Below are 26370 nucleotides of genomic sequence, written 5' to 3' on the forward strand. Positions count from 1 at the left end.
TCAAGCCAGCGTCCAATGCCCTAACCACGAAGTCATTTTTTCCGCCATCATTGCCGCGCCTTCTCCCGCGTTCATCGTCAGGTGGTTCCCCGGAATTACCTGCACCTCGAAGCGGCCCAACACCCAGGGATGCCAGAACTTGCTTTGATTTTCAGGAAAATCTGCAATCACCTCGCGGTGAGAGAAAAACAGCACATCACTCATCAACGCATGCGGGTGGTAACGCTGCATCATCACGTTATGCCGTTGCCAGGTGCTCAAGTAACGAGGTAAGAACGCCGAGGAAAAGAGCGTTTCGGCCGCAGTTCCTTTGGTGATCTCAGATAAATAATGGATTTTATCCGCCATTTGGGTCATCGCCTTCCAGGCATCCCAATCAATGTCCAGTGACACCAGGCCAAATGAAAGCAGGTAGTCCAAAATCTGTTCATCCGTCATGGCCGCAGGCAGATTTCCCTGTCCTGGGGAATCAATCATCACTACCGGCAGAGACACATGTTTTCCCTCTTGGTACTGCCGCGCCATTTCAAACGCGATAATACCGCCGAACGAAGAACCGGCCAGGCAACATTCGCCTCGTTCAAGATGCGGCTTCAGCAAAGCCAGATACTCTCCCGCCAATTGTTCGATGCTCTCGAAGGCGCCCGAGCCATTGAGCAGAGGTGAACGTATGGCATAAATCGTTCTGCTGCTTCCCAAGCATTGAGCCAACTCCCGGTAGAAATAGATGTCGCCGCCGATGGGGTGGATCAACACAAGTGGCATCATCCCCTCATCCTCACCGTCGCGCAGCTTCACCAAACCGCTTTCGCCCTGAGGCTTCGCTGTCGCATGAGCCTCTAGCGATTGCGCTATTTGCACGACGCTCGGCTGTTCCATGGCCATAAGCTCAAGACGTATACCGGTCATTTTTTGCAGGCGGCCAATCAGTTGCAATGCGCTCAGCGAGTCGCCGCCCAGTTCGAAGAACCCGCGCTGTGGATCGACCGACTCACACCCCAGAACCTCGTTGAACAACATTGCCACCCGTTGTTGCATATCTCCTTGGTGCACGGCTGCCTCCGCCGGAACCGGGGCCGGCCGCGAATGAGCGGGTGAATTCATCACACCGAACCAATGCCGCTGAGGCGCGAAAGGATATGCCGGTAGACGCAAAGACGCTTGCCCCGTACACCGCCAGAAACGCTCCTGGTTGATTTCCACACCTGACATATGCAGCACGCCAACGGAACGCCACAGCATCTGCGCAGCCTGCCGCTCATCCGTAGCGTTGCGCGGTGAAGAAACGACAACGGCCGCATTCCCCAATGCCGGATGGCGCGACGCCAACGTACTCAGAATTTGACGCGGCCCTACTTCCAGCAATACCCAGTTGTCATCGGCACGGCGTTCAAGCAAGGTACGCAGGCCGGCGTCATATTGCACCGTATGCCGCAGGTGCTGCACCCAATATTCGGGCTGACAAACCTGTTCCGCCGTTGCCCACTGGCCGGTCAAATTGGAGATAAACGGTAACTGCGGCTCGTTGAAGGCAATTTCTTGCAGCGCGGCCTTAAACTCTGCCAACACAGGCTCCAATAAACGCGAATGGAACGCGTGCGAAACCTTAACCGGATGGCAAGATACCCCTTGGGCGATCAAGCTCGCCTGCAAAGAGGCGATTGCCGACGCCGCGCCGGAAATGACACAGCTTCCCGAATCATTAACGACGGCGATATCGACGCCCAACGCGGCAGCCTGTTCGCTTACGCCCTCCGCCGACTGTTTGATAGCCAGCATCGCCCCCGGTGCGGTGTGCGCCAATAGCGCACCGCGTTTGAGCATCAACTTGAGCGCATCCTCCAGTGAAAATACGCCGGCGATACATGCGGCAACATATTCGCCCAGGCTATGACCAATCATCACCGTCGGCTCAACACCGAGGAAGCGATACCACTGCGCCAACGCATATTCATACACAAACAGCGCCACTTGAGTGATTGCGGTGTGGTGTACGCTCTCCCCGTTCGCCAATACGTCTTCCCGCGTTATTTCACCGCCCATCATCGGCTCGAGCAATGCGAGGCAACGATCGACCTCCACTCGGAATTGCGGTTCGGCGTCATATAACGCCTGTGTCATGCCGACGAATTGTGCGCCCTGGCCCGGGAACATAAAGGCCACCTGCGCCTCGAACGCAGGTCGGGCCATCGTTTCGCCCTTCTCGCGCAACCGCGCGACGACCGCTTCCCGTGAATCTCCGGATACCCACCGTTGGCATGCATAGCGGTGTCGCTGCGCCATCAGGGCATAGCCAACCGCCTCCATCGAATGCTCAGGATGCGTTGCCAAATGATCGGCCAAAGCTTCACTCATCCGTTCGAGAGCTGCGTCATCCGCCGCAGAAACGCACAGCATATTGCGCTGAGCGGACCGAGGTGCGGTTGTCGGCGTGTTCGGCGCCTGCTGAAGGATAACGTGCGCGTTGGTGCCGCCAATGCCGAAAGCGCTGACGCCGGCGGTGCGGAGCCCTGTGGCGCTTTCCCAGTTGCGGGTTTCAACATTCACATAAAACGGCCCTTCAGCCAGTTTTAATGCCGGATTCTCACGCTGCATATGTAGCGTGGGAACTAACGTTCGATGCTGCAGGCACAACGCCGTTTTAATCAAGCCGGCTATGCCTGCCGCGACATCCAAATGCCCCAGGTTACTTTTCACCGAGCCGATTGCGCAGGCGTGTTCCGCCTGTTGTCCGGCGAAGGCCGCTTTCAACCCGGCAATTTCAATAGGGTCGCCCAATGGCGTGCCGGTGCCGTGCGCTTCGACATAGGAAATGTCCGCCGGCGTGACATCGGCATCGGCCAATGCCTTGGCAATCACCGCCTGTTGACGGCTCTCGCTTGGCGCAGTGAATCCCATTTTATCCCGCCCGTCATTATTTACGGCCGACCCTTTCACAACGGCATACACAGCATCACCGTCCGCCAGCGCTTGCGCCAAAGGTTTCAGCACGACAATACCTACCCCTTGTCCTTCAATGGTTCCCGCCGCTTGCGCATCAAACGGACGGCAGTGACCATCAGGTGAGAAGATCATCCCTGGCTGGTACAGGTAACCACCGCGCGCTAATTGACCAATGGAGATACCGCCTGCCAATGCGACCTGACAGTCGCCCGCCTGCAAGGCGCGACAAGCCTGATGAACAGCGACCAGCGAGGATGAACAAGCCGTTTGGATCGTCATCGCCGGCCCGGTCAAATTCAACTTGTACGCCGTTTTTGTCGCCAGGAAGTGGGATTGGTTATGAATCATCAACTGGTAATGATCGATCAAATCAGCCTGCGGCATGTTCGGTAGAACAACGTCTCTTTCGTAGTTGCTGTTGCCGATGGCCGCATAGACGCCGATATCACCGGCAAAGCGCTGCGGATCGCAGTTCGCATCTTCCAAAGCATGCCAGGCGCATTCCAGGAAAATTCGCTGCTGCGGATCCATCAGACGCGCTTCCTGAGCCGTACAGCCGAAGAAATCGGCGTCAAAGCGATCGATATCGTCGAGCATCCCCTGGGCGCGAACATAATGCGGATGATCCAGCAGTGCGGAGTCAACCGATGCCGCCAGCGCCTCGCGCGAGTAATGCGTAATAAACGCCTCGCCATCGCATAACCGTTGCCAGAATGCCGCCAGCGTTTGCGCGCCTGGGAAACGGCCCGCCATCCCCACAATGGCGATATCGTCCCGGGCATTGATCGGTCCAGTCGTCGGTGCCGGCGCCGCTTCATGTTGGCGACCTTCGATATGCGCGGCAATGCGGGCAATGGTCGGCAGACGGAAGAGATCTATCAGACCGATTTTTTGCTGAACCTGGTCGGGTAACATGCCATAGAACCGGGTCAACATGATGGAGTTCCCACCCAGTTCAAAGAACGAGGTATTGACGCCCACCGCCTCGCAACCGAGCAATTCTTGCCAGATAACCTGCAACTGCTTCACCAGCGGCGTAGCGATTTCGCTCTGCGCCGCTGGAGATGCCTCACCGGCGTCAACCGACGGCAACGCACGCACATCCAGTTTGCCGTTAGCGTTCAGCGGCAAGGCAGACAACGCAATCCAATAGGCAGGCACCATATAATCCGGCAGTTGTCGACCGACGTGTTCATTCAACTGCCCGGCGTTAATTTCGCCCTGCGCCACATAATAGGCAACCAACGCCTGACCGACGTTCCCATCCCCCGCCACTTGGCATATTTGCACGGTAACCTGCAAGATCGACTCGTGCTGCAATATAACCTGCTCAATCTCGCCCTTCTCAATACGATGGCCGTGCAACTTGACTTGCTGATCCTGCCGCCCAAGGAATGCTATTTCACGATTTGGCAAAATGCGTGCGCGATCGCCGCTGCGATACCATATCCCCTCAGCAAACGACAGTGAGACAAAGCGTGAGGCGGTCAGCTCAGGCTGGTTGTGATAACCCTCGGCCACGCCGCTGCCCCCGATATAGAGCTCGCCGATGGCCCCGACAGGCAAAGGTCTGCCGGCCGGGTCCAACACCAGACAACGTTCTCCCGGCAAAGGGCGGCCTATCGTTAAAACGCGATCCGTCGCGGCACGCCGATAATGTTTACCGGTTGACCAAATGCAGGTTTCCGTCGGACCGTAGACATTGACGAGCCCCGTGAAAACAGCCAGGGCCTTCTGCGCCAAATGCGGCTCAAGCTTTTCACCGCCGACCAGAAGTAAACATTCCTCGTCCCCCTGCAATACCGGTAGGACAATTTCCAGCATGCTGGGCGTTGACTGGATGAAATCGAACTTACGGCAATCCAGCCCAGTGACATGGTGAGTTCCCAAGGTAACGCAGCCGCCGCTCAATAACGGCAAACCGTATTCAAGACCGAAAATGTCGAAAACGGGGTTGGTCATACTGTACGTTTTCAGCGCTTCCCTGCCCTGGAAGTACTGCTGCCAGAAACCTCGCAATGTGGCGAGCAGCGCCCCATGCCCCACGCTAACCCCTTTGGGTTTACCCGTCGTGCCGGACGTGTAAAGTATGTAGGCGGTCTTCTCCGCCGCAGGTGTGAACGTCGGCATCGTGGCCTGTTTGCGCCACAGCGCTTCTCCCGCGGTGCCGAACAAGGGAATAGACGGAATACCGTACTCGGCCCCTTCATCCCCAGACATCGTCAATACGGCGATAGCCTGGCTGTCACGCAGAATGAAATCGATACGCTCCTGCGGATAGTCTTTGTCCAGCGGCACATAAGCTGCGCCCAGTCGTCCTATCGCCAACAAGGCCATGACCGTCAAGACTTTGCTGTGCAGTCGCAAGGCAATAGGCGCGTGCGGCGTCTTCTCAAGGCGGCCGGCGATGAGATTGGCGAGTTGCGTCACTTCTGCGTCAAGCTGGGCGTAGCTCCAGCTGCGCTCGCCGTCACTCAGCGCCGGAGCGTCTGACCGGCTGCATGCGTAGTGCGCCAACACCTGCGATAAGGTGGCGGCATTCCCCGGCGCAGGAAGCAACAAGGGTTGCTCCGGCTCACAATAAACCGGAGCTATCGCCACCGTCTCCGTACTCGCGTCTTTCGCCATGTGGCCGACGATGTCCTTTAACAGTGCCATCGCTTGCCGCATCATCGCCGCATCAAAGTACTCCGCCGCATATTCCAGCTTAATCAGCAGAACGTCCGGCTCCTCCTCCACGCTGACGACCAATGGATAATCCCTCTGCTCATTGCGACCGACGAATTGATGACGCAGTTCGCGGTGGCGGTCTTCATCAGGCTGCGGGTAATTTTCATAAATGAACAACGAGTCAAACAGGCGCTGGCCCGCAGGCTGCAGATGAGCCAGATCGACCAGGCATCGGGTATTGGCTTCATTAATATCTTGCTGCAACCGATGTGCCTGCTGAATCAGAGGCACATCGCTTTGATGCTCCACCTTCAACGGTAGCGTATTGAGGAACATGCCCAGCGTGTTTTCGATACCATTCAACGGCAGCATCCTTCCCGCCACCACGGTGCCCACCACGGTCACGGCAGCACCGGAGTAGAGTGCGAGCACCTTGTGCCAGGCGTATTGCAGCAAGGCGTTCAGGGTCATGCCTTGGCGCTGGGCAGCTTCGAGCGCGCACCGGCGCTCTTCGGCGCTCAGTTCACAGCGGCAAATCCCTGCAGCAGAGACGCTCTTAATGGCTGCTAACGCCGATGACTCCGCATCCGGACGGCGCCATCCGCTCAGATCCGGCGAGGTGTCGACCGAGCTCAGGTAGTCGCGCCAGAAATCCGTGTCCCTATCGCGATGCCGTTGAATGTAGCGCTGCACTGAAGCAAAGAGATCCGGTCTGTCCGCCGGCTCACGTCCGTGAGAAAACGCCAGGTAAGCGTCATGCAGCGCCCCCACCAGCAGCGGACTGCTCCAACCATCGAGGATGGCGTGATGTACACAGAACAGGCAAGCGAAGTGATCATCCGCCAGTTTGACCAGGCAGACACGGTACAGTCCGCTTTGTTGGAGATCGAAGCTGGCCTGCTGCTCACTTTCCTGCAGCCTGTGCAAGGCGTGTTCCCGCTCTTCAGGCGACAGATGGCTGATGTCATGGACGTGCCAAGGGAAGCGCCCTTCATGATCCACGACCTGCACGATTTCACCGCGCCAATCGAACCGCAACCGCAGGCAGGAGAACTGCTGTTGCACCCATTGCCACGCCCGCTTGAACGTCTCGGGCTCGATCGCACAGTGATAATCCCAGCGCGTAGCCACGCGATACACCCGATCGGCGTCGCCAAATGCCAGCGAATGGTGCAACATCCCTTGCTGCAGACTATTGGCCATGAAGACCGCATCAACCGCCTGCGCATGTTGCAGCCGATCCAGATGGGGTTGCGGGAGGGCGAAATCGACATCCGATTCGGTTAACCAACGCCAGGATGGCCAATTCATTGATACCAGGCCATCTTCCAACTCTCGAATAAGCCGCTGCGTCAACCAGGCCGCGTCATGCTCCCGCAGCCGGCTTTCGACCCGCAATTCAAGACGATCGCCAACGTTCAACACGACGATATCGATCAGATGCGTCCCTTCCTGGGAGGCATGGCGATGCAGCCCCACAAAGTGGTGATCCAGCGCCCAGTCTCCCGCCGCCTCCATCTTGCCCAGGTAGTTGATGCTGATGCCGTCCTCTTTCACCACGGGCAAACCACACAGGACACCGAAGTTTTCCGCCCGCTGCGACCAACGTCTCAGATTATTTTTCACCGCGAGCAAATGCTCCCTGGCATCGCGTTGATAGCTAAAGCGCACGGGATAACGACTGGTGAACCAGCCCATCGTCCTGGAGATATCCAGCGTTCGCTCATCCGCTTGCCGACCGTGCCCCTCAAACCATAGGCTAAAGGCGGTTTGTCCGGTCAAATCATGCAAAACGCGGCCAACCGCCCAGGCCACCATGTCCTGCGGCTGCATGCCGAACATGGCGAGGTGCTGCATCAAGCGACAGGATGGCCCTTCCCCCCACGCAAGGGCATGACGCGTCGTCGCGGTTCCGCCCAGCGCTTGCAACGCATGAACTTCGCTGCCCGGCAATTGCCCCAGCCACTCTTCACGTTCATGAGAGGTAATTTGCGCACGTTGCCGCAGATGGTTCACCCATTGGCGATAGCTGCTGGCCTTCTCCGGCAGCGTTTCCTCTTGGCTCAGGCGTCGTAAATCGTCGACGATCACCTGCAGACTGACCGCATCGACAATCAGGTGATGGCAAGCGACGAACACCCTGGCCTTGCCGTCCGCGTACCCTTCAAGAACGGCGAACGCGGCCAAAGGCCCGCTCTGCAGATCGAACGCCTGCTGCCAGTCGGCAAAACGCTGCAACAGCGCGGCGTCAAAATCCGGGTGGTCTTCCGGCAGCGACAATGCGCGAATGTCCAAAGCGTGGCATGGCGGCAGCGCAGCCTGCGGCTGGTAGCATTGGCGCCATTCTCCCTGGGTATCTTTTTCGAAGCGCAGATTGAACGCGTCGTGCTGCGCCACGAGGCGCGGCAACAGGCATTGCAGACGGGCCATTGTCATGCCAGGCGCCACCAACAGCCCGTACTGGTTCCACTGCTGCGGATGCGGCAGATCATGTGCCAGGAACCATTGCTGGATGGGCAGCAGCGGAACTGTGCCGCTCAAGGCCCCTGTTTCGCGCTGCACGGTCTGGATGCCGCCAACGGTTTGACGGCCGAGCAGAGTGTCGTAGAACGATGCGATGGTGCGATACGTCAGCAACTCTTTCAGCGTGACATCCAGCTGCAATTCGCGCCTTAACCGCCCCGCCATTTGGATACTGGCGATACTGTCGATGCCCAACTGGAACAAATCCGCCTGGGTACTGAGTTCATCCGCCGGCACGTGCAGGATCTCGCCCCACAGCCGACACAGTTGATGTTCACGGTCGTCACGCGGCGGGCAATAAGTCGCCTGCTCTTCGGCTGCGGGTAGCGGCAAGGCGTTGCGATCCAGTTTGCCATTCGCCGTCAGCGGCAAGGCATCCAAAGCGATAAGATGCGCCGGTACCATATACTCCGGCAATTGTTCAGCCAGTCGCGAACGGAGCATTTTCTCGTCAGCGTTCGCTTCGCCGACGTAATAAGCCACCAGCATCGGTGCCGGCTGCGCCATCACCAGTGCCACGGCCTGGTGGATCCCGCCGCATTGCAGAAGCCGGCTTTCAATCTCCCCGAGCTCAATGCGATGCCCGCGCAGCTTGACCTGGAAGTCGTTGCGCCCCAGGAATTCGACATAACCTGCCGCATGCCAGCGCCCTAAATCGCCCGTCTTGTAGAGACGTCCGTGACGAGGGTGCGAAATGAAACGCTCCGCCGTGAGCTGTGGATTTCGCCAATAATTTAATGCCACCCCCATCCCGCCAAGATAGAGCTCACCGGTCACGCCAACCGGACACATCTGTCCCTGCGGATCCAAAACATAAAGCGCCTGATGAGGCATCGCGGTGCCATAAGGGATGGAGCGCCAGGCCGGATCGATCGCCTCTATCGGGTACCAAACGGACCAAATGCTGCCCTCGGTCGCCCCGCCCAGGCTGATGCAGTCAGCGTGCGGCCAAAGTGTGCGCAACGTCTCCGGCAGATTCAGCGGGATCCAATCACCGCTCATTAAAAATGCGCGCAGCCTTGGCAGTGAGCATCCCTGCCGTGCCACGGCATCGGCCAGCAGCCCGGCAAGCTGTGGAACGCTGTTCCAGACGGTGACTTCACGCTCAGCAAGCAGCGGCAACCACCGCTCCGGATCTTTTACGCTCTCTTGAGCCGGTAAGACGATCTCCGCACCGACGCTAAGCGCGCCGAAGATGTCATAGACGGAGAGATCGAAGCTCAATTCAGACAGCGCGAACAGGGCATCTTCAGCGGTCAGCGAGAGGCGTCGATTTACCGCTTGCAGCGTATTCACTGCGCCACGGTGATCGATGGTGACCCCTTTTGGCCGCCCGGTGGAACCGGAAGTGAAAATGACATAGGCCACATCGGCGGCGCTGACGTGCGGCAAGCCGAAACACGGTGGCAAAGCGGTCGCCTCATCCAGCATATCCTCGATGACCAGCAGTTGATAACCCGCTTCGCTCAGTGTCCGGATATCCGCACGCGCCGACTGTGCCCGGGTCAGCCAGAGCTGTTCTACACCGGCCTGTTGTAAAATATCGGCGATGCGCCCCGCCGGCCACTCGACATGCAACGGTAGATAGCCCTTGCCGGCCTTCATGATCGCCAGACAGGCACAGACCTGGGCGTAGCTTTTTTCCGCCAATACGGCAATCAGCGGCGCAGATGAGCCCATCCCCTGCTGCGCCAACGCATCGCTGTCTTGTTTCAATTGGCCATAGGTCATGCCGATCGCCGCTTCCCCGTCATACACCGCGATCGTTTCTCGATGCCGTGCTTGCGTCGCCAACAGATCGAACGCGCTGAACAGGGTTTCTTCACTGAGAGGCTGAGTGACGGCATTTGCCCGCTGCATCATTTCTCTTTGCGCTTCAGGCAAATAGTTTTCGCATCCCACCGGCGTTTCCCAAGGCTGCTGCGCTAATAGCGAGATCAGACGGCAATAGGCGCGATTCAGATGCGCAATGGTTTCTTCATCAAACAGCTGGTCGACATAAAGCCACTTGCTCATAAAGCGGCCATCGACTTCAATAGCCTGCAGGTCGATCCAAGCCTGAGAGGTTTGCGCACACCAATATCGCTGCTCGCGCACCTCGCTGTCTTCCAGATACGCCTGTTTATCCCAATCGCCGGTTTGTTGCCCTACGACGCCAGTGAAGACCAACGGCGACACCGCCGAATGGCGATCCAGGCCGTGCAGTTTCACCAGATCGCGCTGCACATCCAACCCACTGTACAACGCATGCTGAATGTCGTCCCACATGCGCTTATGCGTCGTCTCGATGGTGGTGAACAGATCCTCGCCGGCATCGCGAAAGTGGAACAGGTTGGTCGAGGTAAAATCACCCAAAATGTCGTTTACGTCCTCGCAAACCGCGTAGCGGTTGAACAGCGTCATGGTAATGAGAAACTCGCTGTTGCCGGAATATCGCGCGATGAGGTAGCCATAGAGGCTCAGCAATACCGACGAGTATGAGACCTGATAATGCTGCGCTTGCCGTTTGAAATCCTGCCAAATTTGTTTGTCTATATATAGCGTATGCTCTGCAAAGCGCGGGTGTTCAACCGTGGCCGACGGCACCTTGAGCGGTAAGTTTGGCCGCAGCGGCATATCGGCCAGCTTGTCCTGCCAATAAGCGCAATCTCGTTGATACCAACGGGAAGCCTTCAGATGGGCCAGATGCTCCTGGTAGTCTTTGAAGTTCACGGTTGCCAGCGGCGGCAAGACATTTCCCCGATACAGCGCATTAAGCAGTTGATACAGCGCCAGACGGCTTTGCACATCCAGCAAAATCAGATCGAGACTGATATGCAGCACGTCGCGATCGCGCAGCCGGCTGATTTCAAAAGTGAACAACGGGAAACGGTCGACCTGATAGACCTGATGGGACAGACGCTTGCGCACGCGCGCCAGCGCGGTAGCCTCATCGTCGAGGCGCAGGTCATTCACCGCCAAGGCATAATGGCCGGCCTGCGACACCGAAATGAAGCGCTGAGTCATGCTTTCCGCGTCATACACGGTGCGCAGCACCGGACAGAGGGCGATCAATCGGTTAATCGCCAGCTCCAGACGTTCGTCATCAAGGCGCGGATACACGAACTCGTTGTAGATGTGGTTGGCGACGTTGCCGATCTCATAGTTTTCAAAGCGCCCAACCAGATAGGCTTTCTGAATCTCGGTCATGGCAAAGCAGTCGCCGTTTTCGGCACCGCCCTGCAGAGGTAAATGCTGTAAGTCGCGTTCATCCGCAACATTGATGAAATCGCCAAGGCCGTATTGGGTTCTTCCCTGCCGTTCACAGCACGCTATCAGCGTGTCTATAGCCGCCTCCCAGGCCTCCAGCAACTGTTGATTTTGCTCACCGGACAGACCGCTGACGACTTCGAGCTGCAACCGACCTTGCTCTATGTAGCTAAAGAGCGTAATACCGAAAGGCAAGCCGTTGTCAGGATGGCGCGTCTCACCGACCGGCGACATGACCAGCGCCCAATCCTGTTCATCCGGCGAAGTCAGCTGTCCCAGGTAGTTGAAACAAACATTGGGCAGCGGCAACCCTAGCTCACGGGCAAAAGCGCCAAATCCTACGCCCTGATGAGGCACGCCGCGCAGTTGCGCTTTGGCCGCCTGCAAACGCATTGCCGGATCGGGAGAGGATGAGAGCGCACAGGGATAAAGTGACGTGAACCACCCGACGCAACGATGAACGTCCAGAGCGGCATCAATCTCTTCGCGTCCGTGCCCTTCAACGGTGACATGGGTCAGCTCTCCGTTAAACCAGTGAGCGAGCATGCCGTCTGCACACGCCAGCAAACATTCGTCGACTTTCGCATTGAAGGCACGTAAACCCTCGGTTTGCAGCGCCTGCGTCACTTTTATTGATAACGCGAGGCGGCTGCATGCCATCGTAGCGCCGCGCGCAGCCGGCAACGCAACGGGGCGGTAGTCCGCCATCCTGGCCCGCCAGTAAGACGCCTCTTCCGCGTGATTGGCACAATATTGCTCGAAGTGCTCAGTCCACTGACGATAACTCGTTCCCTTATCTCCAAGGCTTTCACCGTGGTAGGCGTTCGCCAGATCGCGGGCCAGAATGCCCCAGCTGACGCTATCGAGCACCAAATGGTGGCAAGCGCAGAAAATACGGGCTCGCCCCTCGTCGAACCCCGTGACATAACCAAAACGATAAAGCGGCCCGTCGGCCAGATCGATATCGCTTTGCCATTCGGTCAGCACGGCGGACAGGGCCTCTTGCCATTGCGGTGCCGAGCGTTCGACATGATGACACCGCAGTTCGATGGCGTCCGTCATCGGTTGATAGCCTTGGCGCCAATGCGACGAATCCTCAGACGTAAACGTCAGGCGTAGCGCATCGTGATGTTGAATCAATGCGTGCAGCGCTTCGCGCAGGCGTTCGACGTCCAGCGCCGGCACATCCAGCAGAAACGCCTGGTTCCAATAACTCGGATAAGGGAATGCGCAGTCAAAGAACCAGCGTTGGACAGGCAGCAGCGGCAACTCGCCAACCAATACGCCCTGCTCCCGTTTGCCTTCAATCATCACCTGCTGCTGATGCTGAGCGAGACGTAAATGGAGTGCATGCACGGTTTTGCTGGCGAACACGTCTTTCACCCGGATCGATACGCCCATCGCCTGGCGCAATTTGCTCACCAGCTTGATCGCCATGATGCTGTCCAGCCCCAACTGATACAGGTTAGCCTCACAGCTGAAATGCGCTTCATCGATCCCCATCATTTCCGCAACAATGGCGGCGATCTGCGCTTCCCTCTCCGACTGCGGTGCGACACGTTCCTGTACGACCGGCAGAGACGGTTCAGGAAGCGCACGCCGATCCAGTTTGCCATTCACCGTGACGGGCCATTCTTTCAACCAGATAAAGGTCTCCGGCACCATGTACTCGGGCAAGGCGGCGGCAAGAAAGTGTTGTAGCGTCGCCTCCGGCAACGGTGCCTGCGCCGTGTAATAGGCCACGAGGCGGGGATGGGGCTGTTGATAAACCAGCGCCACCGCCTGGCGCACCAAGTCAAACGCTTCGAGACGCTGGGCGATTTCACCCAACTCAATGCGATATCCGCGCATTTTCACCTGAAAATCATTGCGGCCAACATAAACGATTTGCCCATCATTCCGCTGATACACCAAATCACCGGTTTTATACAAACAGGCATAGTCATCCGCCCGCTCATCCCATTCGGTGCAATACGGATTGACGATGAATTTCTCCGCCGTCAGCGCCGCTTTATTCAGATAGCCGCGCGCCAGTCCGACGCCGGAAAGGTAGAGTTCACCCACCGCACCGGGCGGCAAAAGCCGCTGCCCTTTGTCCAGGACCAACACTTTCATGTTATCAATCGGCCGCCCGATCAGGACGTTATCTATATCCGGATCGTTACAGTCGAAATACAGCACATCGATGGAGGCTTCGGTTGGCCCATAAAGATTGTGCAGGGCGATATGAGGCAAACACTGCTTAATCCCTTTGACCTGGGTCAGTTTGAGCTCTTCACCGCTGCAGAACACGTAGCGCAAGCTCGGCAAGCTGACGTTTCGATCGCGTTGAATGCCCTGTAATGTCTCGGTAAAAGCCGCCAGCATGGATGGCACAAAATGCAATACGGTGATGGTTTCGCGCTCGATCAGCTCAATCAGATAATCCGCGTCCTTGTGGCCATCCGGATCGGCAAAAACGATGTTGGCGCCGTAAAGAGAGGCCCAAATCAGTTCCCATACGGAGACGTCAAAAATGTACGGCGTTTTTTGTAACACCCGATCGGCTGCCGTCAGCGGATAGGATTTATTCATCCATTGGATACGGTTGATCAAACCGCGGTGCGTGCACATCACGCCCTTGGGCTGCCCTGTGGTCCCGGAGGTATAGATGACATAGGCCAGATCGTTCGGTGATATCTGACGCGCCATGTTTTCATCGCTCAACAACTCAAGCTCGTGGCGCAGCGATTCATCATCCAACACCACCAGCCGCCGCCCTGGCGCCGCCACCCGGTGTCGGTAGGCCTGATGGCAGATAATTACGTCGGCCCGGCTATCCTGTAGAATGTAATCGAGACGATCGTCGGGGAATGCCGGGTCGACAGGCAAATAGGCGGCCCCCAATTTCAGGATCGCCCAAATACCGACCAACAGCTCGACGCTGCGATCCAGACACAGCGCAACGCAGGCGCCATGCCCCACCCCACGTGACGATAAGGCGGCCGCCAACTGATTGGCTTGTAGATTCAACTGGCGATACGTCAATTGCCGATGCCGATCCGCACAGGCGATATTGTCCGGCGTCAGCGCTACCTGCGCTTCCAATAAAGACGCGATATGCTCATCTTCTGAATAATCGCAGCGCGTGTCATTCCATTCAGACAGCACCTGCCGACGCTGGGCTGGCGTGATTAAATCGATTTGTTCAAGCGGCGTCTCCCAGGATTGCCGATCAAACTGGCCCAGCGCATAAACTAACGCCTCGAGAATATTGCGAACGTAGTCCTCTTCGTAACGATTCTCCGCCGCGGTTAACGTGAAATCGATTTGACCGTCTCGTTGAGCGGCAAATAAGGACATGCCAAACTTTTCCGCCAGATCGGGATAAGACTCCAGACGATATTCCACGCCGGGGACGGCGATATCGCCGTTTTCAAAGTTATGGAAGGTAAATAGCAGCTGAACCAGTTCATTGATGCGCACCGCGCCACCGTCGATCTCCGGCGCCAAGTGCCCAATGTTCACCCACGGATGTTCCTGCAACTGCAAAATATCGTGCTGAATGCTTTTGACATTGCTCAACACGCTTTGGTCTGCGCGCAATGCGGCGATAACCGGCAGGGTGCTGATAAACGGCCCAATGGCTCGGCTGAACGCCTCGGGGCGATTCATCACTGTCAGTCCAATAGGGAAATCGCTGTCCTGGCCGCTAAAGGTCCGTAATACATGGGCGAACGTCGTAAACAACAGAGAATAGAGCGTCAGTCCCCGTTCGCCGCATGCCTGCGTCAAACGCTCGACAACCTCCGACGTCAATCCTGCCTGCACGGCAAAGGCACGATTCTCCACGCCAGAGAGATGGCGCTGTCGCAATGCCGGCGGTTCCGCCTGATTCAAACGGGCGGCCAACGATGTTCTGAACGCCTGAACATCATCTTGCCGCACCCGCCACTGTTGATATGCGGAGTAATCCAGGTACCCCGCTTCAGGCTGCGCCGATACAGACGGTGTGGCGTACGCACTCAACAGTTGATGAGCAAAATGCTGGACGGAAGGGGCATCAGACAGCATATGATGGTGAACGCACGCCAAAACGGCCTCTTGCGTCTCAGCCCGCACCAGCAGCACAAAGCGCGCAAACTGCCCTTCCGGCATAGGGAAGATTTGTTGTGCCAACGCCCGTTTCTTACTTTCCAGCTCGGACCAGGAAATCCTTTCTACTTCCAGTGCAAACTGCTCAGGCGCCAGAAAAACGCGCTTCATATCGCTATCAATCGACTGACGCAACAGGGGCTGATGCCGTAAAAAGGTTTGCAGCGCGTTTCGCAACCGCGCGATATCCACCTGCGGCAATCCAATGAACAACGGTACCGTATAGGTATACGGCAAGCCGTCGATGTCGCTTTGCAGATACATGCCTTGCTGAATTGAGTCCAGCGCAAGTGGCCAGCTACTTGGCGGTAGCCTCAGAAAAGACGTTTCCTTCGCGGATTGTTCGCTGGTCACGCCATTGTCCTGTAACAGCGCCAACAATTCGTCTTTGCGTGCCGCCACTTCAGCCTTCAGATCGGCATCAAAGCCGATATCCTTGTCGACAGAAAAACCCAACCGATCGTCCGCTTTAGCCCACAATAAAATGTTATTTTTTTTCAGGTTGTTCAATAAATCCGTCAACATCATTACAGCGCCCCTTCTTCTCTGCCGTTGCCACAAGGTTGCCCGGCGACCCACGCCGCCATTTCCTGAATCGTATTGTTGTTGTAGAGGTCTTCCAGACGCATCTCGGTTCCCGTCGCGAGGTTGATCTTGCGTACCAGTCGCATAGCCAGAAGCGAATTCCCCCCTTGAGTGAAGAAGCTTTGGTCACAACCGATTCGCTCTTCACGCTTGTCCAGAAGCTCCGCCCAAAGTCGGCGCATCCGTATCTCATCATCGCTGCGCGGAGCCAGACATTCGCTGTGCTTGACGACTTTCGGCAAGCGTGATGTATCGACCTTACCGTTGTTAGACAAGGGGATTTCCGGGATCAAAGTAACGTGCTGCGGCAACATATAGTCCGGCAAACGACGCGCCAAATGCCGTCTGATCGCCTGGGTCATCGAGACAGTGAGCGCAGGAACGTCAAAGACCGGTTCATCCTCGGCCCGCGCATACCCTATCGCCATGCTGCACAACGTGTCCTCGGCCGGCGTGACGCCAAGAATGCAGCCGCCAATTCGCCGCTGGGCGGCGAGCGCGCCAAATCGCTGCATCATCCAGCCACTGGCCTGATAATGGCACGCGTTCTTAGCGCCATGGACCTGCAACAACACCTGAGACGACTGCAACACCCCGTACACGTCTGATGATTCGGCCAGCACGGAGGTCTCACCGAGGCAATAGTGTCGCCCTGACGCGCGAGCGACATAGGTTCCCCCCTCGTTTTCCATCACGCTGAAATCGACGCTGACTTGCGGTGGTGAAGTGACGGCGCAAACGCCGAGGTGGATCCGACACGCTAATGCCCCCTCGTCAGGTGAAACGGCGTCAGCGGGCTTGACGTAATAAGCGACGCCCAAAGACTGGAGATGCTCAGTCAGCAAGGCCAACATGTGGCCGACTTCTATCTGCGCCAAAGCGAATGCGCGCTCGGCATATAACGCGGTGATGGTTTCCCACCGAACCACCAAGTCCAGATAAGGCCCGGTGTGTTCTCCCGACGCTTCTGCCTGGTACAAATGCTGTTCCAGCGGATGGTAGTAGTAATAACCCGCGGCATATTCTCCCATCGCCGCCGGGAGCCCGAGATACACTTGCACCGCATAGAGGCTGCTGGCCGAAGGATAGCGATATTTTGGCAACGCGCGCTGCGGCGAACGGAAAGCGGCGCATACGGCCAACAGCCCGGCCAAAGACGCAGGCGGCAGCGCGCTTCCCTCTTGCGCCATCTGTTGCGTCAACCACCCCGGCAGCGCTTCGTACAGACTGCTGATGGTTTCGGCGGATAACGCCTCCGCGGTAAACTGGCGAGTGCTCTTGCGGGCACGGTAAACCGCTTCATCCAACGGATAGGGTATCGCTCGCGAAGGTTGCAGATCTTGACGTAACGCCGGCAGCGAAAGCACGAATGCGTCGCGGTTAGCAAAATAGAGCGGCACCGGCTGTTGCGCCTCGGGAACAACGTAAGCCATGAGGTCACCCTCGCTGAGCCGCACGATCGTCTGCCGGATCCCAGGTAATTGGCTCAAGTTATTCTCGATATCCTCCAGCTCCACGCGATAACCGTTAAGCTTGACCTGGGCATCTCTTCGGCCGAGGAACTCGATATAGCCTTCCGCCGACCAGCGACCCAGATCGCCGGTTTTGTACAGGCGTCCATAGGTTGGATGATAAATGAAGCGTTCTCGAGTCAGCGTTTCAGCCTGCCAATATCCCTGAGCAACGCCGAGCCCACCGATATGTATTTCTCCGGTTACGCCGAAAGGACAAGCACTCCCCCACTCATCCAGCACCCACATCTGTTGATTCGGCATGGCGACGCCATAAGGAATGCTTTTCCACCTCGCGTCTACCCGATCGATTTCATGCCAAATGGACCAGATGCTGCCCTCCGTCGCGCCCCCCAGGCTCACCATCTTGCTGTCTGGCGATTGGGTTTTCAGGCGATGAGGCAAATTGAGCGGCAACCAATCGCCGCTCAACAGGAACAGCCGTAACCGGGTTAGCGCCTGCGTCGCAGGTTCGACTTCGTCAACCAGCAGGCCCGCTAATTGCGGCACCGAGTTCCAGAGGGTCACGTCATGTCGGCGCAGCGCGGCCACCCAAGCTTGCGGCGCTTTGGTCTCACGCTGGGAAGGGATCACCACACCGCCCCCCACGGCCAACAAGCCAAACAGATCGTAAACGGACAGATCAAAGCTCAGCTCGGACAGCGCCAGTATCCGGTCTTCCCGACCGACCGACCAACGTTGGTTAACAGCCAGGATGGTATTGACCGCCCCCTGGTGATCGATCGCTACCCCTTTCGGTTTACCGGTAGAGCCAGAGGTAAAAATAATGTAGGCCAGATCGTCAGCCCTGACGATCGGCCAGGCAACCTCCGTCGACGCACGTTCCTGCGCCGGCGCCACTATCTCGTCGAACACCAAAATCGTGATATCCGAAGGCAACGCCGACAGCTCATGTGCCAGGTCATGACGCTGCTGAGCAGAGAGCAGCAAGATATCGCACCGGGCTTGCTGCAGAATGTCGCGTATGCGCTCCCATGGCCATTCGATGTGCAACGGCAGATAAGCGCCGCCGCTTCTCATGATCCCAAGGGTTGAGACGGCCTGCGCATACCCTTTCTCCAGCAGAATAGCGGTAATACGTCCCTTTTCGCCCTTGGTATGCCGCAATAGCGCACGCCCCAGCGTGTTGCTGTCCTGTTCCAGCCTGGCGTAGGTAAAGTGGCGTTCGCCTTCGGTTTCGATCACCGCAATGCGCTCGGCCGTTTGCGGCGTTTCCAGACTGGAAAGGAACAACCCGTGCAGCGTTTGCTCCGACACCGTACTTTGCGTGGCATTCCAGCGCATGACCGCTTCCGCATGTTCCGCCGGCAGTTCAGGCTGCGGGAATGACATGGTTTCCCAATCGTGTTCTGCCACCCATCGAATCAGAGAACAATAGCCTTCGTGCATGGCCTTGATGGTTTTCTCATCAAACAATTGTTCGACATAATCCCACTCGGCAACGAACCCTTCATCGTTTTCGTAGGCTTTATGGTCGAGCCACACCTGAGACGTTTGGGAGATTGCGTATTGAACGCCGCGATATCCTTCATTAAGCGGCAATTCAAACATGCTCGCTTTATTGTTCATGCCAAGCACGCTGGTCAGCACCACCGGCGCGATAACCGTATTGGCGGGCAGATTCCGCCGCTGTTTCAACAAACGCTGTACGTCAATGCCGTCAAATAAATTATTATCGACGTCATTAAGCAAGGTGCGGTGGATAGCCGATAGCTGTTCGCTCATCGCAACGCCATTTTGACGTTGGTAATTGAACAGGCTTAAAACGGTAAAATCGCCAATAATTTGCTCGACCTGAGAATGTAACGGCAAACGGTTGAACAGCGTTAAATTAAGGCAAAGGCTCTCTTGACCAGACCAATAACATAACGTTCTGCTGTAGAGCTCAAGGATCAGAGCGGTCGGACTAATATTGAAGCGCTGGCATTTGTCGACGATCTTTTGCCAACTCGACATGGGTATCGTCGCAGACAAACGCCGGAAGCTCGGCTTATCGATCCTGGCGGGATGCGCGGCCAGCGGCAATCCGACCTCCAGCGTATAATCATCGATTTTCTGCAGCCAATATTGCTGCGCCCGCTCAAATAATGCGCTGCCGCGCAGGCGCTCGTACTGCAGCTGATAATCGCGGTAGCTGATATCCAGCGGCGGCAGCGCCAGATTTTCGTCGTGATATAACGCAATCCACTCGCCGAATAATATTTCAAAACTGGTCATGTCAATGATAATGGCATCAAAGCTGACATGCAGAAGGTATTTCCCTTGATACTCGCTCAGGAAAATATCGAACAGCGGATAACAATCCGGTTTGTAAACCTTGTGCGAGTACTCGGCGCGCAAAGCCAATAGCTCGTCTTCATTTCTCAGGGGGTGGTAGCCTATTTTGTAATGCGCTGCCGCACTTAAAAATCGCTGTTCTCCCTCTTCAAATACGGTGCGCAACGCAGGATGGCGTGCAATAAGTTGATTATAGGCACGCTCCAATTTTTCGTGATCAATATGGTCGAAAACAAATTCATTATAAATATGGGTAGAGACCTCGCTGAGATCGAAACTTTTCATTCGTCCCAGATAATAAGATTGCTGAACATTATTCAGCGGGAAAGGATGGTACAGATGGGTCTCATCACATTGTGCAATCTGGTAGTCTTGGTAAAGAAAACTGCCGCGCCCGGCGGCCACCAATGGCGTTAACCTGGCCACATTTTTTCTTTCGAAAATATCTTTAACTTTCAGATCGCACTGAAGCGTACCGTTTATGCGATTTACCAAGCGAATGGCCGACAGGCTGTTGCCTCCCAAAGCAAAAAAGTCGTCGGTAATGCCGATTCGTCCGCTTTCGCTCCCCAATACATCCTGGAATAGCTGGCACAGGCATCGCTGGAACTCGTTTCCCGGCGCTACGTAATGCGCTTTATCTTGCGCTTGTACCTGCGGCAAGGCTTTACGATCCACTTTGCCATTCATATTCAAGGGGATCTCAGGCAGGTACATATAAGCGCTGGGGAGCATGTAGTCCGGAAGCAGCGTCACCAGATAATCCTGCAGTTGCTGGCGTGCCACCGGCGATTTGGCCTGATAATAGGCAACCAGGAACGCCTGTTGTTCTTCCTTGGCCGGCTGTAAATTTACAACAACCTGCTGCATCCCGGGGTAGGTTCGCAAAACCGACTCTATTTCACCCAGTTCGATCCGATGTCCCCGCAATTTTATCTGGTTATCCCATCGGCTGAGGTATTCAAATCTGCCGTCGGGCAAACAACGCACGCGATCGCCCGTCTTGTACATGATGCGACCGAACCAGGCTGACGGCGTGCTGGAACATATGTTCGGCAAAAAGCTTGCTTGCGTCTGACGCGCATTGCCGTAGTAACCGCGCGCAACGCCCAACCCCGAAATATACATTTCCCCGATCACGCCGGGAGGAAGTAAACGCCGCCGTTCGTCCAAGATAAAGCACTGGGTATTCGCCAGCGGGCGCCCAATGGTGACGCTATCAACCCCAGGCAACAGTTCATCCGCGGTAGACCAAACCGTCGTTTCGGTTGGCCCATACACATTCCACGCACGCTCGGTGTTTTCTGACAACCAACGCGCCACCGCATGCGGCACCGCTTCCCCACCGCACAATGCCCGAACGGGTAGCGTTGTCTCGGCATATTGCTGCGCGACCTGATGCCAAAAAGAAGGCGTCCCCTGCATCAGGCTCACGGAATGACTCGCGATAAAGTGCGGCAAGTCATTATTCGCCAACAACGTCTTCTGGTCGGTTAATACCACCGTGGCGCCAAACATGAGCGGCATAAATATTTCCAGAGTTGAAATATCAAATGCCAACGTCGTGATCGCCAGAAAACGATCCTGATGCGTCACAGACATGCGTCGAGAAATATCGCTGGCGATATTCACAAAGCTGCGATGTTCTACGGCAACCCCTTTAGGCTTACCTGTCGTTCCCGAGGTGTAAATAATATAGGCCAATGCTGAAGCCTCAGCCTGGGAGGGGAATTCGTTGCAACCGTCGGCCCCAGCGAAAGGAGAAGCGGCATATTCACGCCAATCCAAATAACTCAGCCCTTGCGGCAGGCTGCCAGCTGACTGAGCATGCGCACCGATGATTAACGCCGGCTGGGCATCGGCCAAAATAGAATAGGTCCTCACTACGGGCGCATTTTTGTCGATCGGAACATAGGCGCATCCCAGCTTAAGCACGGCCATCAGGCATACTGCCAACTCCGCCTCACGCGGCATCATCAAGGCAATTTTGTCGCCTGCCGCTACCCCATATTGCCGTTGCAGATAGTCGGCCAGGCGACTGGCCTGTTGCTGCAGCATTCGATAACTGAGCGTTTCATTTTTCGTTATCACTGCAGGGTGATCGTTAAGCGCCCTTGCCTGTTGTTCAAACATCCCGACGATAGTCTGTCTCGGATATTCACATTGCGTGGCATTAATTTTCGCATAATAACGTTGGTAGCTATTTTCAGACACGCCGGTCAACGCATCTATATCCCCTTCATTACGCATGAATGTGGCGAGCGCCGCCATAAACTCATCGATATTTGCGGCTACAACGTCGAAAAAGGGGTTTTCGCCGTAAAATTGCAAACTGAGCGTACAGCGCGTGCTGTTCCATACGATCCTGATCGGGGCCGCTGCCGCGTCGACATCCCCCTCATCCATGATGACATCTACACCAACCACAGATAAAAAACGGCCGTCATGATGGGATTCGTAGAATGGGTTCGCCGGGTCCCCCTGCAGTACCCGCACTAACCAAGGAGAGAGCTCGGCGTATGTTTCCGTTCCGTTGAGTAACCGTAATACTTTGCTGCTGCGTTGCCTATCTTGCAATTGCAGAGCATAAAGCCCAGGCCGCCGTGCGTTGAGCAGAAACTGCAACTGGAAAGCCAACAGCAAAGCCTGTTGCGGCTGCGCAACGCCATCGATGGTCCGTTGAACCACTGCAGCATCGTTAACGGCAGACACTTCATCCCTCAGGTTGAAGCAGCCATAACGCGGTTCATCGTTTTCCAGCGCTCGCTGCTCTTGCTGTACCCTCTGCTGGGCAACCAGCCAATCCGTAACTCGGTTTGGCCCTTCAGGCAGAGCAATATCCAGATCTTTCGCCTCACGGCTGAGCATGACCACGCCATCGATGAACAACTCGCCCAACACCGTCTGCGACAACGCTCGGCGGGCTTCCCGCCACGGCAGCTCACGCTCAGCTAACGCCCTGATATTCCCGTCTTCTTCAGCATGAATCTGGAACAACACATTTTGTCGATCGGCGAAAACGGCTAACCGGATGATGGGGCCTCTCACCGAGGCGCTTTCTTCGAGACAGAGCTCATAGTCGATACGCTGATCGCCAACGTCGGAATAGCAAAAGAGGTTGTGCTGCGAACCTGTCCAGCGCGTTCGCTCAGCGTCGCTCAGACCGATTAAGTAGACAAAGTGGCCGGCATCCAGCAAGTAACGGACAATATGGCTGCGCAACGGTTCTACGGTGTGGTTGACAAGAATGTTCAGAATCTTCATGGATATTACTCTTTTGGGTTATCAGGGTTTTACCGCCACGAGGATCGGCAACACGCCGCGTGAGCTGTAGTTGATATCTTTAACCGTGAACCCTGCCTGGGTTATCTGTTGCCTGATCTCTGCTTCTGAAGTGAAATTAAGGTAGGTAGCCTGAATAATGTCGCCAAAGATCGCGAACTCCTGCAAAAGGTCCGCCATTGGCGTTTCATATTTATCCCACTCCCCGCTGGGCGCGTTCTTTTCCGGCGGTGGCGTGAGGAAACTGAGCAACAAGGTTCCCCCTGGTTTTAATGCCTCGAAGAACCGACGATACAAAGCCACCAGCCTGTCCGGGTCAGACTCATACATATTCAGGCCGTTACTGGTAATCACATCGAAAGCGTTTTTTTCTTTTAACTCCCAGGCATTCTGCTGCGAGAATCGGCAACGGTTCGCCATGCCAACGCGCTTGGCCTTTTCGTTGGCGTGATAAAGTGACTCCGGGTCAAGATCAATGCCGGTCAATTGCACCGCGCCATGGCCGCTGTAATCCAAATCCAATAAATCATCCATCACACCGCACGGGATTGAAGCTAGCGTCTCCGCCTGCGTAATCAACTCAGCCAGCAAGGTCTGATAACGGTAGTAACGCTCGCGCGCCCGGCACAGCAACGAGCGATTCAGAAGCCAGTCTTCCAAAACATGTTCGGCGGGTTTTCCGGCGGGATGCTGGAAAATGTAAGACGTCCAGTAGCCATTGAGGCCGCGGTTATGCAGGAGGAAACGACCAAGCTCAAACTCCGTTAATTGATCGACCAGTTCAAGATTTCTCTCTAATGGAAGAATAAGCGAATTGCTATTCCGTAAACGCGCTTTTATTTCATCGGCCAACATCTTTGTTTCAGTCAAATAGGCCAGTTTAGAATGTGTTTTATGCGAGGCGAAACTATCCATACCCATCTCCATGATTAAATTATCCAACCAATATTTTCGAATCCCTGGCGTACTATCGGCGAATTCAGAATGCCGGTTCGTTTCAAAGCCATTAGCACGTTTTTAACAATGGGGACATCAGGCGTCACTTCAAAACCGCGATAAACCTTATTGATTGACTCCCGGCTGGCTTCGCAATCATGAGTTATCTTCGATAACAGCTCAATGTTAAACTGTTTCTCTGATTCAACATTCAAATACATTTTTACGAAATCAGCGATCTGCCCGCCGATCATCGCCTGATCGTTTTCATCCAACCTCGTCCAGATATAGCCAAGTAATTCGAGAAAGAAAATATAGTGTCTGGACTCATCGTTCATATGGTCATTAACATAGTATTTAATCGATGGATGAACGCCGTCACTATTAAAGAACTCCACCAGCTCTCTCACCAGGGTCGTTTCGAAAATGCACACCGCAATGATCTCGAAAATGTCATGGCAGCGCTCAGGTAACCGTTTCATCACCTCTGTAACGGCCACATAGGCGTCAGAATCCGGGTAACTCAGCGCACCGAGATCGGCATCATGCTCTCTAAGTTGATTGATCATATGTCTGGCGATATAAACATGGTAATACTCATCGATGATGACGGTATAGGCATTCAATTTAATCTGTTCGTCAAATTTGACAGCGAGATCGCCGTAGATAATTTTATTGCATGCTGAGTTAATGAGTTTGATCTCAAGATTAACGATATCATTGAGGTATTTAAACAATGACTGAGTAAGTATTTTTGACTTCCTCTCATTGTCCATGCCGCTCATCATGTCAGCTAAAAATATCGGCTGATTCTCCTCGGGGAAAAATGCGCCAGGAATAGTAAAGTCGATAAATTTACCGGGGCGGGTTCTTATTGATGCGCGCTGTTCCCATTTATCAGTATAGGCGGCAGACAAACCGCCCTTCGAAACCATGGTTTCGTTTTCCATAGATATTCTCCAGATGAAGGAATACATGTATTTAAAAAGTCATGCCGATCCCGGCCAAATATAAATATTTAGCCGGGGGTCACGCGAAAACGATTATTTATTCTTCAGCTTTGCTTGGGGATGCCACGATACTCAACATAGACAACAACACGACAACGCCTATCACACTCGCCATCACATAGCTCATTTCCTCCGGCCGCCCGATAAAGACGTAGCTGGCCATCCCCGTGATAGCCACAACCAGCAGCGAGCGCATGCTCATGATATAGGAGGCCGCCACACCATAAATTTCCGGGTAGACACTCATGGAACGTGCGAACAGCGTCGGATAGCAGATAGAAAAACCGAAGCAGAACAGGCTCATCAGCAGGGTAATAGCCCAAGGCGTTGTCGCCGTCAGTAGAGCGAGAATGCTGACGATGGCTAACGCCATACCGATTTTCTCAGCGCGCCGATCGCCACCAAACGCGGCGATAATACGGGCGGAAAAGAGGCTAGGGATTGAAAATGACGCCACGATAATAAAAAAGTGAACGACAAATGCCGACAGCGAGAACGCAAAGGTTTCACGGTAAAGAAAAGCGCTGGAGGCGATGAATACCATATAAGCAGCAAAGAAAAGTGAAGGAATCAACGATAATCGCATGAATTGGAAACTCGCCGTCAGCCGGGCATAGCTTCCCACAATGGCTTTGAGATCGAATGGCGTTTTTTCTTTCTTCGTCTCCGGCAGGAACAACAATTCCAGCAGTACCGCCGCTGCGGTGATCACCGCGACAACCGCATAGTTTCCTCTCCACCCCCAATGCTCATTAATCCAACCACCGGCGATTGGCGCTAGCGACATGAAAATCGAGATACAGGCATTAACCAGACCGATCATGCTGTACATGGCCGCCCCTTGATAACGGTCTGCGATGATCGCGTAAGCCACTACCACCGGCGTGCAAGCCCCCAACCCCTGAATAAAGCGGGACAACATCAAAAGATCGATTGAAGTGGCGTAGGTACATCCCAGAGCACCTAACAGCATGATAGCCCCACCGATCAACATGGTTTTGCGTCGACCAATCGACTCTGACAGTGGGCCATAAATCAACGCGCCAAACACAAATCCCAAGAAGTTATAGGTGATCGTACGCTGAATATGCCCTTCAGAAACACCGAAACTGGCAGCCATATCCGGAAAGCTGGGAACGGACATATCCACTTCAATACACCCAGCCAATAAGGAAACCACAAGGATAAAGGGCAGAGGCACCCACTTTCCTGTCAACATATCCATACTC

At 55.4% G+C, this 26370-nt stretch carries 5 protein-coding genes; all 5 read right to left on the reverse strand.

All coding sequences use genetic code 11. The annotated features are described in order from the left end of the window. A complete protein-coding gene (locus FOT55_RS20500; RefSeq protein WP_147823940.1) occupies positions 1-16047 on the reverse strand; it encodes a non-ribosomal peptide synthetase/type I polyketide synthase in 16047 nt (5348 codons plus the stop codon). Then, positions 16047-23177, reverse strand: coding sequence for a non-ribosomal peptide synthetase (locus FOT55_RS20505; RefSeq protein ID WP_147823941.1), 7131 nt, complete (start codon positions 23175-23177; stop codon positions 16047-16049). The genes FOT55_RS20500 and FOT55_RS20505 overlap by 1 nt, the downstream gene beginning before the upstream one ends. Before the next feature lie 21 nt (positions 23178-23198). Then, positions 23199-24110: a class I SAM-dependent methyltransferase gene (locus FOT55_RS20510; RefSeq protein ID WP_169540658.1), complete on the reverse strand. Its 912-nt coding sequence runs from the start codon at positions 24108-24110 to the stop codon at positions 23199-23201. Positions 24111-24124: 14 nt separating this feature from the next. Continuing rightward, positions 24125-25081: a diiron oxygenase gene (locus FOT55_RS20515; RefSeq protein WP_025303320.1), complete on the reverse strand. Its 957-nt coding sequence runs from the start codon at positions 25079-25081 to the stop codon at positions 24125-24127. Between the two features lie 97 nt (positions 25082-25178). Continuing rightward, complete coding sequence (locus FOT55_RS20520; protein WP_049209473.1) at positions 25179-26360, reverse strand: MFS transporter; 1182 nt, start codon at positions 26358-26360, stop codon at positions 25179-25181. Positions 26361-26370: the final 10 nt, after the last annotated feature.

This window comes from Serratia bockelmannii (assembly GCF_008011855.1).
Classification (GTDB): domain Bacteria; phylum Pseudomonadota; class Gammaproteobacteria; order Enterobacterales; family Enterobacteriaceae; genus Serratia; species Serratia bockelmannii.